Origin of the sequence: Stutzerimonas stutzeri (assembly GCF_018138085.1) — a bacterium.
GTDB classification, from domain to species: domain Bacteria; phylum Pseudomonadota; class Gammaproteobacteria; order Pseudomonadales; family Pseudomonadaceae; genus Stutzerimonas; species Stutzerimonas stutzeri_AI.
The window spans coordinates 1,367,069-1,384,477 of record NZ_CP073105.1 but is presented as its reverse complement, the minus strand read 5'-3'; the positions used below and the strand labels follow the sequence as shown (position 1 = coordinate 1,384,477).

At 60.5% G+C, this 17,409-nt stretch carries 14 protein-coding genes; 7 read left to right on the top strand and 7 right to left on the bottom strand.

Annotated elements, in window-relative coordinates; genetic code table 11:
• Positions 1–11 precede the first annotated feature (11 nt).
• The 4 genes from KCX70_RS06550 to KCX70_RS06535 form a co-directional block, all read right to left on the bottom strand.
• A complete protein-coding gene (locus tag KCX70_RS06550) occupies positions 12–749 on the bottom strand; it encodes an SDR family NAD(P)-dependent oxidoreductase (protein ID WP_212619645.1) in 738 nt (245 codons plus the stop codon).
• Positions 750–848: 99 nt separating this feature from the next.
• Positions 849–3,089, bottom strand: coding sequence for a CoA transferase (locus KCX70_RS06545; RefSeq protein ID WP_212619644.1), 2,241 nt, complete (start codon positions 3,087–3,089; stop codon positions 849–851).
• A gap of 163 nt (positions 3,090–3,252) precedes the next feature.
• Positions 3,253–4,047 (bottom strand): SDR family NAD(P)-dependent oxidoreductase, encoded by a 795-nt coding sequence (locus KCX70_RS06540; protein ID WP_126190242.1) that lies wholly within the window; start codon positions 4,045–4,047, stop codon positions 3,253–3,255.
• 34 nt (positions 4,048–4,081) lie between these two features.
• Positions 4,082–5,287, bottom strand: a complete 1,206-nt coding sequence (locus tag KCX70_RS06535; protein WP_212619643.1) for an MFS transporter — start codon at positions 5,285–5,287, stop codon at positions 4,082–4,084.
• A gap of 189 nt (positions 5,288–5,476) precedes the next feature.
• Here KCX70_RS06535 and KCX70_RS06530 point away from each other — a divergent pair, with 189 nt between their 5' ends.
• Positions 5,477–5,902, top strand: a complete 426-nt coding sequence (locus tag KCX70_RS06530) for a VOC family protein (RefSeq protein WP_126190241.1) — start codon at positions 5,477–5,479, stop codon at positions 5,900–5,902.
• Here KCX70_RS06530 and KCX70_RS06525 read toward each other — a convergent pair.
• From KCX70_RS06525 to KCX70_RS06515, 3 genes are all read right to left on the bottom strand, one after another.
• Positions 5,884–6,663: an SDR family oxidoreductase gene (locus KCX70_RS06525; protein WP_126190240.1), complete on the bottom strand. Its 780-nt coding sequence runs from the start codon at positions 6,661–6,663 to the stop codon at positions 5,884–5,886. The two genes, KCX70_RS06530 and KCX70_RS06525, sit on opposite strands and share 19 nt — an antisense overlap.
• A 70-nt stretch (positions 6,664–6,733) precedes the next feature.
• Positions 6,734–7,777, bottom strand: a complete 1,044-nt coding sequence (locus KCX70_RS06520) for an aromatic ring-hydroxylating dioxygenase subunit alpha (RefSeq protein WP_212619642.1) — start codon at positions 7,775–7,777, stop codon at positions 6,734–6,736.
• A gap of 29 nt (positions 7,778–7,806) precedes the next feature.
• Positions 7,807–8,706: a Rieske 2Fe-2S domain-containing protein gene (locus KCX70_RS06515; RefSeq protein ID WP_249121704.1), complete on the bottom strand. Its 900-nt coding sequence runs from the start codon at positions 8,704–8,706 to the stop codon at positions 7,807–7,809.
• A gap of 260 nt (positions 8,707–8,966) precedes the next feature.
• On the opposite strand from KCX70_RS06515, the gene KCX70_RS23510 reads away from it, so the two are divergent.
• The 6 genes from KCX70_RS23510 to KCX70_RS06485 all read left to right on the top strand — a co-directional run bounded on the left by KCX70_RS23510 (position 8,967) and on the right by KCX70_RS06485 (position 17,372).
• Positions 8,967–9,629 carry a hypothetical protein gene (locus KCX70_RS23510; RefSeq protein ID WP_212619640.1) on the top strand — a complete coding sequence of 221 codons (663 nt, stop codon included), beginning with the start codon at positions 8,967–8,969 and terminating at the stop codon, positions 9,627–9,629.
• A gap of 97 nt (positions 9,630–9,726) precedes the next feature.
• Complete coding sequence (locus KCX70_RS06505; RefSeq protein ID WP_023094619.1) at positions 9,727–10,707, top strand: IS5 family transposase; 981 nt, start codon at positions 9,727–9,729, stop codon at positions 10,705–10,707.
• An 837-nt stretch (positions 10,708–11,544) separates the two neighbouring features.
• A complete protein-coding gene (gene acnB, locus KCX70_RS06500) occupies positions 11,545–14,154 on the top strand; it encodes a bifunctional aconitate hydratase 2/2-methylisocitrate dehydratase (RefSeq protein ID WP_212619639.1) in 2,610 nt (869 codons plus the stop codon).
• Between the two features lie 27 nt (positions 14,155–14,181).
• Positions 14,182–14,424 (top strand): OadG family protein, encoded by a 243-nt coding sequence (locus KCX70_RS06495; protein ID WP_212619638.1) that lies wholly within the window; start codon positions 14,182–14,184, stop codon positions 14,422–14,424.
• Between the two features lie 22 nt (positions 14,425–14,446).
• Positions 14,447–16,225, top strand: coding sequence for a sodium-extruding oxaloacetate decarboxylase subunit alpha (gene oadA, locus KCX70_RS06490; RefSeq protein WP_212619637.1), 1,779 nt, complete (start codon positions 14,447–14,449; stop codon positions 16,223–16,225).
• A 10-nt stretch (positions 16,226–16,235) separates the two neighbouring features.
• On the top strand, positions 16,236–17,372 hold the full coding sequence (locus tag KCX70_RS06485) for a sodium ion-translocating decarboxylase subunit beta (RefSeq protein ID WP_212619636.1): 1,137 nt from the start codon (positions 16,236–16,238) through the stop codon (positions 17,370–17,372).
• Positions 17,373–17,409 lie beyond the last annotated feature (37 nt).

Here is a 17,409-nt window from a genome sequence, read left to right as displayed (position 1 = left end):
ATGACTAGCGCTCAAGCGAGCAGCATGCCGCCATCTACCAGCAGGGTCTGGCCCAGCATGTAGCCAGCCAGCGGCGAAGCCAGGAACAGGGCAACGTTGGCCATGTCCTGCGGGGTTCCGAGGCGGCCGAGTGGGATTCCACGTAGCGCACCTTCGAGGCGTTTGGGGTTTTCAATGGTGACGCGGGTGAGCTTGGTTTCCACCAGGCCCGGTGCGATGCCGTTGACCCGGATGCCATCGCGCGCCCAAGCCTCACCGAGCGTGCGGGTAAGACCAAAGGCGCCGGTCTTGGAGGCGTTGTAGGCCGGATTGCCACGGGTCGAATGGAAGGCGGCGGCCGAGCTGACGATGAGCATCGCGCCTCGTGATTCTTTCAGCAGTTCGAAGAACTTATGCGCGCAAACCATCAGGCTGGTGAGGTTGATATCGACAACTTTCTTGAAGCCGTCGGTGAGAAATTCCTGACGGTCGTACAGCACCGTACCTTGCGCCTGAACCAGCACGTCGAGTCGAGTGAACGGCACGGTAGCCGCCTCGATCAGGTTGGTGTTGGAGACATCGACCTGCGCGTAGTGCAGCCCTTCAAGATGCGAATCCGCCGAATCGGCGTAGTCCTGCGCGCTCGGACGAGTGCCCCAGACGTGCACCTCGGCGCCGCGTTGACGGAAGTTCTGCGCGATGCCGTTACCAATGCCGCTTGAGCCACCGACGACCAGCACCGTCTTGCCGCTGAAATCCAATTCGTTCATGCATTGTTCCTGTGTGTTCAATCCAACCCGCGGCTGAACGACCGGGTCGGGTTCATAGTGGACTTCAGCCGGAGTGGGCCGCCTTCGTGCATAAATTGCTTACAGCCGAACCACACCGGCCGCGGCCAGACGTTCCAGTTCGCTGTTTTCTAAGCCAAGCCCGCCGAGTACCTCGCGGCTGTGCTGGCCGAGGGCGGGCGGCGGACGATCCAGCGACAACGGCAGATCACCGAAATCCCAGAACGCGCCAATCTGTTGCAGGTCGCCGTACACCGCATGTTTATAGTGGGTATGCAAGCCAGCCGCGGCGTGGTCGTGGTTGTCGAGAAAGGGGTCGAGCTGCGCCTCGAGAACGGCTTCGGCGGGCACGCCGTGCGTGCTCAAGAATGACAGCGCATCGGCCTGTGTCCGCCCGACGAAATACGCTTCGGGATCCGCGCCGGATAGCGCACGGAAACGCTGCGCTTCTTCGGGCTCCAGCGCCGCCACGGCGATCCAACCGTCATTGCAGCAATACAGCCGGTGCGTGTCGCAAAGGCCGGTCTGGCTGGCGTCCAGATGCGCGATGGGTGTGACGCTGCCGTCCTCACGGCCCACCGCTTCGCTCATGGTGAGCAAGGTCGCGCCAAGCAACGACGCGTTCACCATCTGCCCTTCACCGGTCCGCGCGCGCTGATAAAGCCCCAACAGCAGAACGTACAGCGAAGAAAGTCCCGCAAAGAAGTCACCAACGCCAAAACGCAACCACATCGGCGGTTGGCCGGCACCGCCCTGCTCCACTTCCCAACCGCAGGAGGCTTGCATTAGCTGGTCGAAGCCGGGCCAATCCGCACGCGGCCCGTTGGGTCCGTAAGCGCTGACGTGGCAATAGATGAGCTGCGGATTGATCCGCTTGAGGCTTTCGTAATCGACCTTCAGCTTGCGCGCCGCAGGCAGGCGCATGTTGTGATGGACCACATCGGCCCAACGTACCAGCGCCTCGACCGCCCGCTGACTCAGCTCATCGCCGAGTTTTAGCGCGACGCCCAGCTTGCCGCGCTGAGTGCCACTGAAAATGCGCTCCAGTCGGCGCATGGCATCGCCGGTCGGGGCCTCGACCTTGACAACCTCTGCGCCCAGATCGGCCAACATCATGCAGGCGAACGGTCCAGCCAGATACGCGCCCAGATCGAGCACCTTGAGGCCATGCAAGGGGGGCAACGGCTCGCCCTGACGCCCAGTGTCCGGAACCAGACGCAGCGTTGGCGAGTCCTTGAAGTCGCTGTCATCGTCCGCGCCGGGCTGAGGTGCGGAACGGCCGATGCGTGCCGGTGGGGTAATCTTCCAGGCTGGTCCCGGCTGCAACGTCTTGCCGAGCGTGGCGTCATCCACTTCAACCACATACCCGTTCAGTCGCGCCTGCTCATCGAAATAGATGTCGCCGAAGGGCGCGGCAATCTGCGCCGAAACATCGTGCTGCCAGAAATGCTCGACCCACTCATGAGCGGGCCGGGTGGCGATGATGGCCCGGTTGGCTCCGAAATTCGGCGCCACGTGGCTCGGCGGCCATTGCGCATTCAGCCGGGCGACTTCCGCCTCGCCCAGTTCTGCCATGGCATTGGCCATCCACGGGGTTTTATCCGGCGAGTAATGCACATGAATCCACCGACCGTCGACGCACTGGTGCAGCGGGATCGGAATGTGCTTGTCCAGCCCTTTGGCGAATACCGGCGTCGGTGTTTGCGCGCGGCTCCAGTGCATGGTCATCGGGACCAGCGCGGCCTGAGCCAGACTGGTGTGCGCGGCGCCGCCACGGCCATCACGATCACGCGCGATCAACCGCGCCATCACGCCCACCACACACAGCCAGCTTGCCAGCCAGTTGGCAAAGGGCATGCGCACGAAGACCGGCCCGGGGCGGTGGCCCGGCTGTTCGTCGAGCAGGCCCAGGCGCGCCAGCACCAACGTTTCACGTGGCACTGCCCCGGCCAGTGGATGCTTCTTCGGCCAGCCGGTAATGGCTGAAACGATCAAGCCAGGAAAGCGCTGCGCCAGCTGTGCATCGTCAAGCCCCAGCGTCGCGGCCTGTGTCGGAGTGATCTCGTGGATGAACACGTCGGTGGCGGCCAGCAACTGTTCGAGCCGCTGCTGCCCGTCCGGGACATTGATATCCAGCGTGACACTGCGCTTGCCCCGATTGAGCACGGCGAACAGCGCCTCCTGTCCCCGAGCCGGATTGACAGGCGGCTCGACCAGAATGACCTCGGCACCCGCCTCACACAGCTGCAAACCTGCCGCAGCGCTCGCGATACCGGAACCCAGGCTGACGACACGCAGACCGTGCAACGTTGACTCACTCATAAGCACCTCTGGGTGTCTTGTTATTGTCCATAATGCTGTTGCGGAGCCGTGCCCAGGCTCGTCCGGCCAATTGAGAACCTAGTGCAGGAATCAATATAGTTCCAGCTATAGATTGGTGTTTCTTATACAGAATCTAGCAATCTGCCTATTCGGACCAGCTCATCTACTGCAGGTCTTGCTCGAGCATTTCCGCAAAATGCGGTTGGCAGCTGTTTTTGCCGCCATTGATTTCAATGCACTCTCCCGTGATGAAACCGGACTCGTCGGAGGCCAGAAATGCCACCAGCGCTGCGATGTCTTCGGGCGTTCCCAAGCGCGGCGTCAGCACATATCGGCTGGCCAGGGCTTTGATGTCCGGGGCGTTGCGCTCAGTCGCAGGCGTGAGAATCAGGCCTGGCGCGATGGTGTTGCAGCGAATGCCTTGACGGCCGTATTGCGTAGCGATGTATCGGCTCATGTTGATCACCCCGGCCTTCGAGGTGCCATAAGCGATGCGCACGAGATCGCCAAGCAGTCCAGAACCTGACGCGGTATTGATGATTGAGCCGCCACCCGTTTCGATCATGTGCGGAATGGCATGCTTGCAGGCGATGAGATAGCCGGTCAGGTTCACATCGAGGATCTTCTGCCAGATATCGAGCGGGATCTCGACGGCCGTCCGGTCGTGTCGCTGTATTTCCGGATCGGTAACGGCGCAGTTGTTGTGCAGAATGTCGAGCCGACCGAAATGCTCTATTGTCCGGCTCACCATCGCCTCGATGCTGTCGGCTTGCGCGCCATCGAACTCCAGCGCCAGCCCGCTGGGGCCGAGTATCTCAACAGCACGCTGCGCCGAAGCCAGGTGGATATCGGCGCAGACAACCTTGGCTCCTTCCTGGGCAAGTCGCAGCACCGTCGCCGAACCAATCCCACCACCACCGCCCGTGACGATGGCAACCTTTCCAGTCAAACGATGCATGTCGAACCCTCTGATTGTTTTTTGCAGTCAGGTCTCACGACCGGCTAAACCCCCCGGCAGCACCTAGCCGACGCGCCTGCCAGCTCCCAGCCAGCAGCACGCCACTCATCAACCAGAACAGTGACGCGGCACCAAGCACCGCGCCCAGCACGCCGAACAGCAGCGGCATGCTTGCTCCGGAAAAATTGATAAACACCGAGCGCACCGCCAGACCTTCGCCGTGACGAGAGCTGGGGGTGACTTGGTGCAGTTGAGTCATCAATGCAGGCTGAATGGTGCCCAACGCGACACCCAGCGTGGCGGTTCCCAGGGCCATCGCCCAGGCGGGGCCGAGCCAGGGGTAGATGGCGTACACCGCTGCGGTGAGCAGCAGCGCACTCAAGATGATCGAGCGCTGCGACAGACGATTGGCCAGTAGCGGTATCAACAGCAACCGCACCAGGGTCGAGGTGATCGCGTAAGCGCCAAGAATCGCACCGATTGCCGAGGCGCTCATGCCGCGCGCATTACCCAGAATCGGCAAGGCGAAGGAGTGCACATCCCAGCTGGCCGACACCAGCCAGTTAATGAATAACAATCGGCGAAACGCCGGCTCTCGCAGCAGGTCCCATGCGGGTCGCCGCTGCTCGCGGGAAACCGGCTCGGCCATCCGTTCGCGTGGCACCCACAGCGAAAGCAGCAGCGTGCCGAGGGGCAACATCGCCAGGGCTGCAAATGCAATGCGGAAGCCGTACTGGTCAATCAGCAACCCGGCTCCCAGCGGCCCAACCAGGCTGGCCAAGGAGGGTGCTATGGCGATCCAGCCAAACACCTTCATGCGCTCACCCGCATTGCGAGCCAGACGCGCCGCCGTGCGCTGAAGCGCGATCAATCCAAAGCTGGAGCCACCACCACAGAGCGCGGCGGCCAGGCAAAGCAACAGATAGTGGTCCGTCGAACTCGCAAGCACAGCGCCGGCACAGGAAAGGCTGGCGGCGATGCGCGTCGGGCGATGGTACCCGTGCCGATCCGCCATGCGACCTGCGGTGAGGGCGAGGAGTACCGGAGCGGTCGCGAACATCGCCATCACCACGCCAACCGCCCAGACATCCACATCCCGTTGCAGTAGTTGCAGTGGCGCCGCCATGCGCATCCCGGTCAGGCATGAGTGCATGCCGATCTGACACAACACCAAAACCAACAGATTGGCGTAGGGAAATGGCTCGGCGAGCGCTCCGTCAGAGGACGCTGATACGGTCACAGGCGTCGTCGGGAGCTGAGAAAATTGACGCACAGCCTGAGGCAAAAATCGGGCGCATACATTCAAGCCGTTCTTATTATGGGAATCCACTTGAATATAGACAGTTATACGCTATATGTACAATTACATAAAAATCGCAGTGTCAGGCTATGCTCGTAAGCGATACAACCGCACCCATGGGAGAACCGCGTGATCGAACGAATGGATCACTTCACGATCGTGACGGACCAGCTGCAGGCTACGCGCGAGTTCTACATTGACCTGCTCGGGTTGACCGAAGGCCCGCGCCCGCCTTTCCCGGTGGCTGGCTTGTGGCTCTATGCCAACGGCCACCCACTGCTGCATGTGGTGCAGGTGCAGCGGATGCCGGAGCCACGCCGCGGTGTGCTCGACCACATGGCGTTCTGGGCTGAAGGGCTACAGCAGACGTGGCAACTGCTCGAGGATCGCGGCATTGCGTTCCGCGTCATCAGAGCGCCGGGGGCGGTACGTACCTGGCAGCTGTTTTTTCCGGATCCCAATGGCGTGGAAGTGGAGCTGGACTTCGCCGCAGAAGAAACGCCCCCTGAGGATTGGAAAACGCGCTTGCCGCCGCGTCAGATCAAGCCGTCGTAACTCCCGCCATCCACTTGAAGATTTTGTCCCGAGATGTAGCTCGCCTGAGCCGAGCAGAGAAATGCGCAGGCCGCGGCAAATTCATCGGGATTGCCGAATCTCCGCGCCGCTATGGGCCTGAGCATTTCGGTGCGGGCGTCTTCCAGACTAAGCTTTCTGTGCTTGGCCAGCTGCTCGGTCATGTAGCGCAAGCGGTCGGTTTCGATGCGTTCAGGTAGCACGTTGTTGATGGTCACATTGTCGCGCACCACTTCTCTGGATAACGCCTTGGAGAACGCCGTCAGCCCTGCCCGCGATGTCGTAGAAAGCCCCAAAGGCAGGCGCGGTGACTTCACCATGGCCGATGTAATGTTGATGATCCGACCGAAGCGCCGCTCGCGCATGCCACCGACCACGCCCTGGATCAGCATGATCGCCGACAACATGTTTGCCTCGATGGCCTTCAGCCAAGCCGCATGATCCCAGTCTTCGATCCTGCCCGGCGCGGGGCCGCCGTTGTTGGTGATCAGGATGTCGGGCGCGGGACATGCGGCGATCAGGGCGGTTCGGCCTTCGTCGGTATTCAGGTCGCCGCGCACGACAAGCGGCCTGTGACCTGTAGCGGTCTCGACTTCCGCAGCCGTGCGCTCCAACTGCTCTGCATCGCGACCGTTGATCAATACGCGGCAACCTTCCTGCGCCAACGCCAGCGCGCAGGCCTTGCCAAGGCCACGAGACGAAGCGCAGATAATTGCGCTGCGCCCTGCGATTCCCAAATCCATAGCACTGCTTCCTGTGGTTGCCAACGGTGTCGGTATATTGAGTGTTCGACGTCCTGGCGCAGTTGAGGTATCAGCCGTCCATACCCAGCAAATGAGTGATGTCCCGACCCGGTTCGGCATCGGAGCCATAGGAAAAATAGCCCTTGCGCTGACGTTCGGCCAGTTGCTCCATCTGAAAGCGATAACGCGTGCCGGGCGCATCGAAGCGCGAGTGCAGGTCGATGCGTTCACCCGGCTCGAAATAACGCTGGTTCTGCGGACGCACCACGGAGTTGTCCTGCGGCTGGATGATGTAATTGATGCGCGGCATCAGATAGCGGAACGGTGCCGGTGCCGCCGTGGTGTTGAACGTCACGTCGCAGCGCGAGCGGTGTTTGCCCACCGGCAGGAATGGCTGAAGGTTGGGCACGTCGTAACCCGGACGAAAGCGCGGATAGGAGATACATACGTTGCTGCGCAGATGAATATGCAGCACGGCGCGGAAATCCTGGTACTTCGCTCGCACCCCGCCGACCCAACGCATTACTGGCGCGACGGACTTCTGCGCGACTGTGCGGGTACGGGTCACGGTTTCCGACGTCCACTCCACTTCCACCACGTCCGATTCCGATATTCCGTCGCCGATGGTATTGGCATGAAGAAAGTCGGCGTGGGTCAAATCGATGAGGTTTTCCACCGACAAGGCAGAACTGGCATCGAAACGAACCGTGCGCTGGGTGTAGCCAGGAAGGCTGCCATCAACCGGCAGAAACGGGATGTGCGGCAGCAGCAAAGAATCAGCCGCATCAGGATTGCCATACCAGGCCCAGATGTAACCGTAACGCTCGACAACCGGGTAGTAGCCCATACCGCCGGTAAACTCGGTGAACGATGAACGCTCGCCATGCAGCCGCTCGGGATGAAACTCGGCTGCGAATGGCCTACCGTCCTTTCGCCAGAGGTAATAGCTCTGGGAATGAATGATCCGGCGAATGGGCCGCTCGGTGACATCGCGGCTGTGGGATACCGGGAACCAGGTATCGCGCAGGTCATAGTTGATCGGTGTCCAGTCTTTGCGAATCCGGCGCGCAGCGGCTTGCGGCTGTGCATCGGAAAGAGGCGTGGCGGCGTGCATGGAATTCTCCGGGTTCAACTGAATGATGGTCAGACGGCGAGGCGTTGTTCGACGACTATCTGCTGACGCAATTCATGTAAGTCACGAGAGGGTGCAACCAATAACGCGGCGATAGCCGAGCCATCGATCGTGGCACTCACGTTGAACGGCGCTCTGCCTGCAGTCCGTGAGGCGCGCCAGCGCCACGGCGTACCCGCCATGCTGGTCGTGTGCTGGAAGCCGCGCCAGCAGAGGCTGGTGGTGCCTCGTCGGTTGGCGCTCGCACCGATGAAAAGCGTGCTGAGCGGCGTTTCATCCTGGCTCAGCAGATCCACCCGGATGGTGCCGCCACGCAGCGGAACCGCCGTGCGAACGATCAGCGGGTAGTCGGCAACGAACTGCGACGGCAAAATCTGACTCGACCAGACCGCGCCCCTGTCGAGCACGAGACGGTCGTTCATCAGTTGCGGATCGCCCAAGAAGAAATCCGTTATTTGCACTGCGTCGAAACCCAACAGGCAGTTGGGGCCATCCAGCATCACGGCGAGGTACTCATCGTGAGTCATGCTGACGACGGCGCTTCCCGTGTACTCACGCCCCGTAGGGGAATAATCGGCGCTTGGCAAGGTGGCGTCCGGATCGCCGTCGCCCACCCATACATGCACGAAACCGTTACTTTCTTTTGCCATAAAGGCGCGCGCCGCATGGCGCTGCGGGACGCGTTCGCTGGCGCTCAGGTTCGGGATGGCAGTACAGGCGCCGCTGGCTCCATCGAACGTCCAGCCGTGATAGCCACACTGCAGCCCGGAACCCACGACGCAGCCTAGCGATAACGGCACCCGCCGGTGCGGACAGCGATCTTCCAGGGCGAAGACCTGCCCTTCAGCGTTGCGGAACAGAACCAGTTCTTCCCCGCCGCAGGTCACGGCCAGAGGCTTTACATTATTCACGGATTCACAAAGGGCCGAAGCCCACCATGAGCTGGTCGCCATCGAATGTTTGCCTCGTATTGTTATTGTTTGTGCGATCAGTTGGTCCCCAGACGCCCAAATCCATCGCTTCAGAGCAAAGTAGACCCTGGCGCCGGACGAGACAACAATAAATAGGCAATTTTTTATTTTGTGTTCATGTTAAGGGCGTTGCTGAATACAGGCTGCTCACAGCTACCTGTCGCCTCCCGATGCCATTACTTAGGCAATTGGCCAGGCAATTGGCAACCTTGTTCACCGAGCGGCATCCAAGTCTGCGCTTCCAGCTGTTCGCCTTGAGCAGCGATCAAATTTTGGGAAGGCTGAACCAAAACCAGTTCGACGTGGGCATTCCTATCTTGAGCGTCTCGACCAGGCGTGTTTCGCGAGCCTGCCGCTGGGTGCAACGCGGTTGCTGCACGACCGGCGTCACTTTCGCTTTCCAGGTGCCTGTGACGTGGGAAGGCGCTGGCGAAGCTTCCGCTCGGCACGTTGTGGAGCGGCATGCATTTTCAGCAATCACTCGATCGCGCGTTGCGCAGTCGCGGCTTGAATCCCGCCTTGGACTGAAAACCGATGCGGTATGCCGAATCCGGAACACCGCGAGCGTTCGTGCTCAGTTCAAGCATCATCCACTGCCATTGGACCTGTTGACGGAAACGACCAGCCGCGACGGCCAGACGCCGGACCTCATCTTGCAGACCCTGCGTTGCGCGAGGTTGTGCTTGTCAGTCCGCGCGACCTTCCACGGCTCGGGTTCGAGTATGGAGAAGTTGTGGAAGGTCGCGCTCTCGGACGACAGCGTCGATCGGAAGGTGCGTGGTTTCAGCCTTCTCGCCTACGGCACCCCGTGGGCCAGGCGGCCGCGAGACCACTCCACCGGTACCGCTTGGCAGCTTCGGTGAAGCAAGCCATACACCGACGTCCAAGTTCGTAGGGATGGTCTGAAAAAGACTTCCTGATTTTGACAAAATACCCGGACCCCACCCGCCGAGTTTTCCGATGAAACAGATGACCTTCGCCGACGCCGAGTACGCCGGCAAGCGCAAGCAGACCCGCAAAGAACTGTTCCTGGTCGAAATGGATCGGGTGGTGCCGTGGAAGGGTTTGATTGCCCTGATCGATCCGCATTACCCCAAGGGTGAAGGTGGTCGACCGGCCTACCCGCTGATGGCCATGCTGCGGGTTCATCTGATGCAGAACTGGTTCGGGTACAGCGACCCGGCGATGGAAGAAGCGCTGTACGAAACGACCATCCTGCGCCAGTTTGCCGGGTTGAGCCTGGAGCGCATTCCTGACGAAACCACCATCCTCAACTTCCGTCGGCTGCTGGAGAAACACGAACTGGCTACCGGCATTCTGGCTGTCATCAATGGCTATCTGGGCGACCGCGGTCTGTCCTTGCGGCAAGGCACTATCGTTGATGCGACGCTGATTAATGCGCCGAGTTCGACCAAGAACAAGGAGGGCAAGCGCGACCCGGAAATGCACCAGACCAAGAAGGGAAACCAGTATTACTTCGGCATGAAGGCGCACATCGGCGTCGATGACGAGTCGGGTTTAGTACATAGCGTGGTAGGCACAGCAGCCAATGTTGCAGACGTTACTCAGGTCGACAAACTGCTGCATGGCGTGGAGAACGTCGTCTGCGCCGATGCCGGTTACACCGGGGTCGAAAAGCGCTCAGAACATGCGGGCCGCGAAGTGATCTGGCAGGTCGCGGCGCGTCGCAGCACTTACAGAAAACTCGGCAAGAACAGCCCGCTCTACAAAGCCAAGCGCAAGATTGAAAAGGCCAAGGCGCAGGTGCGGGCCAAGGTCGAGCACCCGTTCCGGGTGATCAAGCGCCAGTTCGGTTATGTGAAGACGCGCTTTCGGGGGCTGGCCAAGAACACCGCGCAACTGGTGACGCTGTTCGCCCTGTCAAACCTGTGGATGGTGCGCAGACATTTACTGGCGACTGCGGGAGAGGTGCGCCTGTAATGTGGGAAAAGGCTGCTGCGAGGTGCTCGTGGCGGCCAAAAACATCGAAATGAGCGGGAGACTTGATCGTTTTTGCTCGGGCTGCTGTTTTAAAAATCGACGAGCGCTGAAGTCGGCCGGAAATACATGACTACTTCAGACCATCCGTAGCCATCAAGGCGATGAAAATCGAAAAACAGACAGAGCGGAATTTATGAGCGCACGCATGACGAAGCGATGCTCGCGCCCGTTTAGCTAGCCCAACCTGGCATCGGCGAACCAGCAACCTTCAGCGTTGGCGAGATCGTCTGGGCGCGTCACAAACGCCTGGGATAGCTGCAGCCTGTCATTGGCAAACCCGGCGTTCATTGACCGCCCCAAATGAGGTAATCGATTATCGCAGGCTGACAGCAGCGGGCTTTTTTGACGGTCACCCAGCTCGCTGCGGCAAGCAATCCGGCCGCGAAGAAAGTCCCCGAGCCAAGAATAGGCACCCCGCTTCACCGCGCCTTTTCCGACACACAGGACTGCCTATCAAAGTCATTGTGCATCGTCCATCGGCACAGATATAAACAACCACCTCGGCATTCACCTTGCTGCGGCGCGCGTCAACTCTCGGTTCACAGCGGGTTCGTTTTAGCAAATTTGCGTTTGACAACGAATCGCGTGCAACTTACTTTCTGCACGCTTTTTAATATTTTGTTCATGTTTTCGAAATCTGCTTGAACAGTTCTAAGCGAAGCAGGCTGCAAGATCAGCCTTGTTCGTTTTATAACGCCCGGCTTGCTCTGCCCTTTCGGCTTTCACAACTTAACCCGACTATCCGGCCTGCTTTCAGGGCCCGCATGAGAGAACATTGTGCTCGAAGCTTATCGAATCCTACTCGAACAACGCGCCAGCCAAGGACTTCCCGGCTTGCCCCTGAACGCCGAACAGACCGCTGGCCTGGTCGACCTCCTGAAGAACCCGCCAGCTGGCGAAGAACAATTTCTCCTCGATCTGATCACTAACCGCGTTCCGGCGGGCGTGGACGAAGCCGCCTATGTCAAGGCCGGCTTCCTGGCCGCCATCGCCAAGGGTGAAACCTCCTCCCCGCTGATCAGCAAGCAGCACGCCGTCGAGCTACTGGGCACCATGCAGGGCGGTTACAACATCGTCACGCTGGTTGACCTGCTGGACGACCCGGAGCTCTCGGACGTTACGACCAAGCAACTGAAGCACACCCTGCTGATGTTCGATGCGTTCCACGACGTCGCCGAAAAAGCCAAGGCCGGTAACGCCAACGCCAAAGCCGTTCTGCAGTCCTGGGCCGAAGGCGAGTGGTTCAAGAATCGCGCCCCCGTTGCCGAGAAGGTCACCCTGACCGTATTCAAGGTCGCCGGTGAAACCAACACTGACGACCTGTCCCCGGCACCAGACGCCTGGTCGCGCCCGGACATCCCGCTGCACGCGCTGGCCATGCTGAAAATGGCCCGCGACGGCATCAACCCTGACGTCCCCGGTTCGGTTGGTCCGCTCAAGCAGATGGAAGAGCTGAAGACCAAGGGCTTCCCGGTTGCCTATGTCGGCGACGTGGTCGGTACCGGTTCCTCGCGCAAATCCGCTACCAACTCGGTGCTGTGGTTCTTCGGCGACGACATCCCGAACGTCCCGAACAAGCGTGCCGGCGGCTTCTGCTTCGGCACCAAGATCGCGCCGATCTTCTACAACACCATGGAAGACGCCGGCGCCCTGCCGATCGAATTCGACTGTTCCGACCTGGCCATGGGCGACGTGATCGACGTCTACCCGTACAAGGGTGAAGTCCGCCGCCATGGCAGCGATGAGCTGGTTACCACCTTCCAGCTGAAAACCGACGTCCTGCTCGACGAAGTGCGCGCCGGCGGCCGTATTCCGCTGATCATCGGCCGCGGCCTGACCGAAAAGGCGCGTGCCGAGCTGGGCATGGGCCCGTCCGATCTGTTCAAGAAGCCGGAAGCGCCGGCCGAGAGCAACAAGGGCTACACCCTTGCGCAGAAGATGGTCGGTCGCGCCTGCGGGCTGCCGGAAGGCAAAGGCGTCCGTCCGGGCACCTATTGCGAGCCGAAGATGACCACCGTCGGTTCTCAGGACACCACTGGCCCGATGACCCGCGACGAGCTGAAGGACCTGGCTTGCCTGGGCTTCTCCGCCGATCTGGTCATGCAGTCGTTCTGCCACACCGCGGCCTATCCGAAGCCGATCGACGTCACCACGCACCACACGCTGCCAGACTTCATCATGACCCGCGGCGGTGTTTCGCTGCGTCCGGGTGACGGCATCATCCACAGCTGGCTGAACCGCATGCTGCTGCCGGACACGGTCGGTACCGGCGGTGACTCGCACACCCGCTTCCCGATGGGCATCTCCTTCCCGGCCGGCTCGGGTCTGGTCGCCTTCGCCGCAGCCACCGGCGTCATGCCGCTGGATATGCCGGAGTCGGTCCTGGTTCGCTTCAAGGGCAAGATGCAGCCTGGCATCACCCTGCGCGACCTGGTGCATGCGATCCCCTACTACGCGATCCAGAAAGGCCTGCTCACCGTCGAGAAGAAGGGCAAGAAGAACATCTTCTCCGGCCGCATTCTCGAGATCGAAGGCCTGAACGAGCTGACCGTCGAGCAGGCTTTCGAGCTGTCCGATGCTTCTGCCGAGCGTTCCGCTGCCGGTTGCACCATCAAGCTGCCGGAAGCGGCCATCGCCGAATACCTGCAGTCGAACATCACCCTGCTGCGCTGGATGATCAGCGAAGGCTACGGCGATGCGCGCACCCTCGAGCGCCGCGCTCAAGCGATGGAAGCCTGGCTGGCCGATCCGAAGCTGCTGGCTGCCGATGCCGACGCCGAGTACGCCGAAGTCATCGAGATCGACCTGTCCGAAGTCACCGAGCCGGTACTCTGCGCGCCGAACGATCCGGACGACGCTCGCCTGCTGTCCAGTGTCCAGGGGGAGAAGATCGACGAGGTCTTCATCGGCTCGTGCATGACCAACATTGGCCACTTCCGCGCCGCCGGCAAGCTGTTGGACAAGGTCGAAGGCTCGCTGCCGACCCGCCTGTGGCTGTCGCCGCCGACCAAGATGGACCAGCATCAGCTGACCGAGGAAGGCTACTACGGCATCTACGGCCGCGCCGGTGCACGCCTGGAAATGCCGGGTTGCTCGCTGTGCATGGGTAACCAGGCACGCGTTGAAACCGGCTCGACAGTGGTCTCCACTTCGACCCGTAACTTCCCCAACCGCCTGGGCGATGCGACCAACGTGTACCTGGCCTCTGCCGAACTGGCAGCGGTTGCCTCGATTCTCGGCCGCCTGCCGACCGTCGAGGAGTACATGGTCTACGCCGCTCAGATCGACACCATGGCGGCGGACGTCTACCGCTACCTGAGCTTCGATCAGATCGCCGAGTTCCGCGAGTCTGCGGCCAAGGCCAAGATCGACGTGGTAGCTGTTTAATCTGAACCTAACCAGGCGGTTTCCGTTATGACCTCAAACCAGCTTATCTGGGAAGGCGTTGAACTTATGCTGTTCGGCTTAGGTTCCGTTTTCATCTTCCTCGTTTTGTTGATTGTCTGCATTCGTCTCATGTCTTCTGTGATTGGCCGCTTCGATACTGCGCCGATCGCTCAGCTGGCTTCCAGCAAACCCGCTGTGACTGAAGTGGACGCCGATCTCCTCGCGGCCATCCAGACCGCTATCCATCAGCACCGCGCTCGTCGTGGTTGATTCAGAACAGGGAGTTCCCTTCATGACATCTGCCAAACAGCCGCTCGGCATCACCGATGTGGTGCTACGTGATGCCCATCAATCCATCCTGGCCACCCGTGTCCGTCTTGAAGACATGCTGCCGATCGCCGGTAAGCTCGATCAGGTGGGCTTCTGGTCGGTTGAATCCTGGGGTGGGGCGACTTTCGATGCCTGTATTCGCTATCTCGGTGAAGACCCTTGGGAGCGCATTCGCGAACTGAAGAAGGCGATGCCTAACACCCGGCAGCAAATGCTGCTGCGTGGGCAGAACCTGCTGGGCTATCGGCATTACGCCGATGACGTGGTCGAAAAATTTGTCGAGCGCGCGGCGATCAATGGTGTTGACGTGTTTCGTGTGTTCGATGCTATGAACGATCCACGCAACCTGGAAACCGCCCTGCGTGCCGTCAAGCGGCAGGGCAAGCATGCGCAGGGCACGATTTCCTATACCACCAGCCCGGTGCATACCCTGGAGATGTGGGTCGATCTGGCCAAGCAGATCGAGGACATGGGCGCCGATTCGGTGGCGATCAAGGACATGGCCGGCATTCTCACGCCTTACATGGCCTTTGAGCTGGTTTCGCGCTTGAAGGCCAGCCTGTCCATTCCGATCCACATGCAATGTCACGCCACGGCGGGCCTGTCCACTGCGGCCATTCTCAAGGCTGTCGAGGCGGGCATCGACAACGTTGATACCGCCATTTCCTCGCTCTCGATGACTTATGGGCATTCGCCAACCGAGTCGGTGGTGGCTATTTTCCACGGCACCGAGCGTGACACCGGGCTCGATCTGTTGCTGCTTGAAGAGATCGCTGCGTACTTCCGTGAAGTGCGCAAGAAGTATGCGAAATTCGAAGGCACGCTCAAGGGCGTCGATTCGCGCATCCTCGTCGCGCAGGTGCCGGGTGGCATGCTAACCAATATGGAAGGCCAGTTGAAGGAACAGGGCGCACTCGACAAGTTCGATGAAGTGCTCGCCGAGATTCCTCGCGTTCGCGAAGACCTCGGTTTCATTCCGTTGGTGACGCCGACTTCGCAGATAGTCGGAACTCAAGCCGTGATTAACGTGCTTACCGGCGAGCGCTTCAAATCCATCACCAAGGAAACCGCAGGCATCCTCAAAGGCGAGTACGGCGCCGCGCCTGCTCCCTTCAATGCCGAACTGCAGCAACGCGTGCTCGACGGTGCAGAGGCCATCACCTGCCGCCCTGCTGATCTGCTGCAGCCAGAAATGGACAAGCTGACGGCCGAGCTAAAAGGGCTAGCGCAAGAAAAATACATCAAGCTGGCCCAGGACGAGATCGATGACGTCCTCACATATGCGCTGTTTCCTCAGATCGGCCTGAAGTTTTTGGAGAACCGCGGTAATGCCGCTGCTTTCGAGCCGGTGCCGACCGGCAAGCAGCAGGCGCCACGCGAAGCGGGCGCACCCGAGGTCTATACCGTCGAGGTCAACGGCAAGTCGTTCGTCGTACGGGTCAACGAGGGCGGCGACATCGAGGGGATCAAGCCTGTTGGCAGCGAATCAGGCATAGCAGCAGCGACTGCTGCGCCGGCCGCAGGTACGGGCGAGCCTCAGCCGGCACCGTTAGCCGGCAACATCTTCAAAGTCCTCGTACAGCCCGGTCAGATGGTTCAGGAAGGAGATCTGGTGATCATCCTCGAAGCCATGAAGATGGAAACTGAAATCCGTGCATTCAAGGCCGGCACCGTCTCAGCTGTGAACGTCAAGGTCGGCGACGCGGTGTCGGTGGGCGACAGCCTGCTGATGATCGCTTAAGGAGTGCGGCATGGATAAGTTGCTCAAGCTGTGGCACAGCACCGGTCTCTATCATATAGAGCCCGGTCAGTTGCTGATGATGGTCGTGTGCCTGGGGCTGATCTATCTGGCAATTCGCAAGGGCTTCGAACCCTTGTTGCTGATCCCGATCGGATTCGGCGGGGTGCTCGCCAACATTCCGGTCGCAAACATGGCCGAGGGTGCTGGCATCCTCCACCTGTTCTATGAAGTCGGTCTACCGACCAGTGTGTTCCCGCTGTTGATCTTCATGGGCGTTGGTGCCATGACCGACTTCGGGCCAATGCTGGCTAACCCCAAAACACTGTTGCTCGGTGCGGCAGCGCAGTTCGGTATCTTCGCTACGTTGCTCGGTGCATTGGGGATAGCAGCGATGGGTATTCCAGGCATGGAGTTCACCCTCCGTGAAGCGGCGTCAATTGCGATCATCGGCGGTGCAGACGGCCCGACCTCGATCTTCGTGACGGCCAAGCTCGCGCCGCATCTGCTGGGGCCAATTGCCGTCGCGGCTTACTCATATATGGCGCTGGTCCCGTTGATTCAGCCACCCATCATGCGTGCGCTCACAACCAAGGAGGAGCGCGCCATTGTCATGACGCAGCTGCGCCATGTCGGTCAGGCAGAAAAGATCGTGTTCCCGCTCATGCTTGCGCTGATGGTGGGCTTGCTACTGCCTGATGCCGCGCCGCTGGTGGGCATGTTCGCCTTTGGTAACCTGTTGCGCGAGGCTGGGGTCGTGGATCGTCTGGCCGATACCTCGCGCAATGCGCTGATTAATATCGTGACCATTGCGCTGGGGCTGACTGTCGGCTCCAAGCTGTCCGCCGAAGCCTTCCTGCAGATGAAGACCCTTGGGATTCTGCTGCTTGGCATGGTTGCCTTCTGTGGCGGTACGGCGGCGGGTGTGCTGATGGCCAAGGTCATGAACATGTTCAGCACGAATAAAATCAACCCACTGATTGGTTCGGCTGGCGTGTCGGCAGTGCCGATGGCGGCACGGGTGTCGAACAAGGTCGGGCTCGAGGCAAATCCGCAGAACTTCTTGCTCATGCATGCCATGGGGCCTAACGTAGCGGGCGTCATTGGCTCGGCGGTCGCCGCGGGCATTTTGCTGAGTTTCGTAGGGTGAATAACCGCTAGGCTGAAGCAGTCACGTGTCGTCAGGA

What these genes read in the sequence shown, in the direction of transcription:
- KCX70_RS06485 (WP_212619636.1), top strand. Translation starts at nt 16,236, where the DNA reads ATGGATAAGTTGCTCAAGCTGTGGCACAGCACCGGTCTCTATCATATA.
- KCX70_RS06525 (WP_126190240.1), bottom strand. Translation starts at nt 6,663, where the DNA reads ATGGATTTGGGAATCGCAGGGCGCAGCGCAATTATCTGCGCTTCGTCT.
- KCX70_RS06505 (WP_023094619.1), top strand. Translation starts at nt 9,727, where the DNA reads ATGAAACAGATGACCTTCGCCGACGCCGAGTACGCCGGCAAGCGCAAG.
- KCX70_RS06550 (WP_212619645.1), bottom strand. Translation starts at nt 749, where the DNA reads ATGAACGAATTGGATTTCAGCGGCAAGACGGTGCTGGTCGTCGGTGGC.
- oadA (WP_212619637.1), top strand. Translation starts at nt 14,447, where the DNA reads ATGACATCTGCCAAACAGCCGCTCGGCATCACCGATGTGGTGCTACGT.
- KCX70_RS06545 (WP_212619644.1), bottom strand. Translation starts at nt 3,089, where the DNA reads ATGAGTGAGTCAACGTTGCACGGTCTGCGTGTCGTCAGCCTGGGTTCC.
- KCX70_RS06540 (WP_126190242.1), bottom strand. Translation starts at nt 4,047, where the DNA reads ATGCATCGTTTGACTGGAAAGGTTGCCATCGTCACGGGCGGTGGTGGT.
- KCX70_RS06520 (WP_212619642.1), bottom strand. Translation starts at nt 7,777, where the DNA reads ATGCACGCCGCCACGCCTCTTTCCGATGCACAGCCGCAAGCCGCTGCG.
- KCX70_RS06495 (WP_212619638.1), top strand. Translation starts at nt 14,182, where the DNA reads ATGACCTCAAACCAGCTTATCTGGGAAGGCGTTGAACTTATGCTGTTC.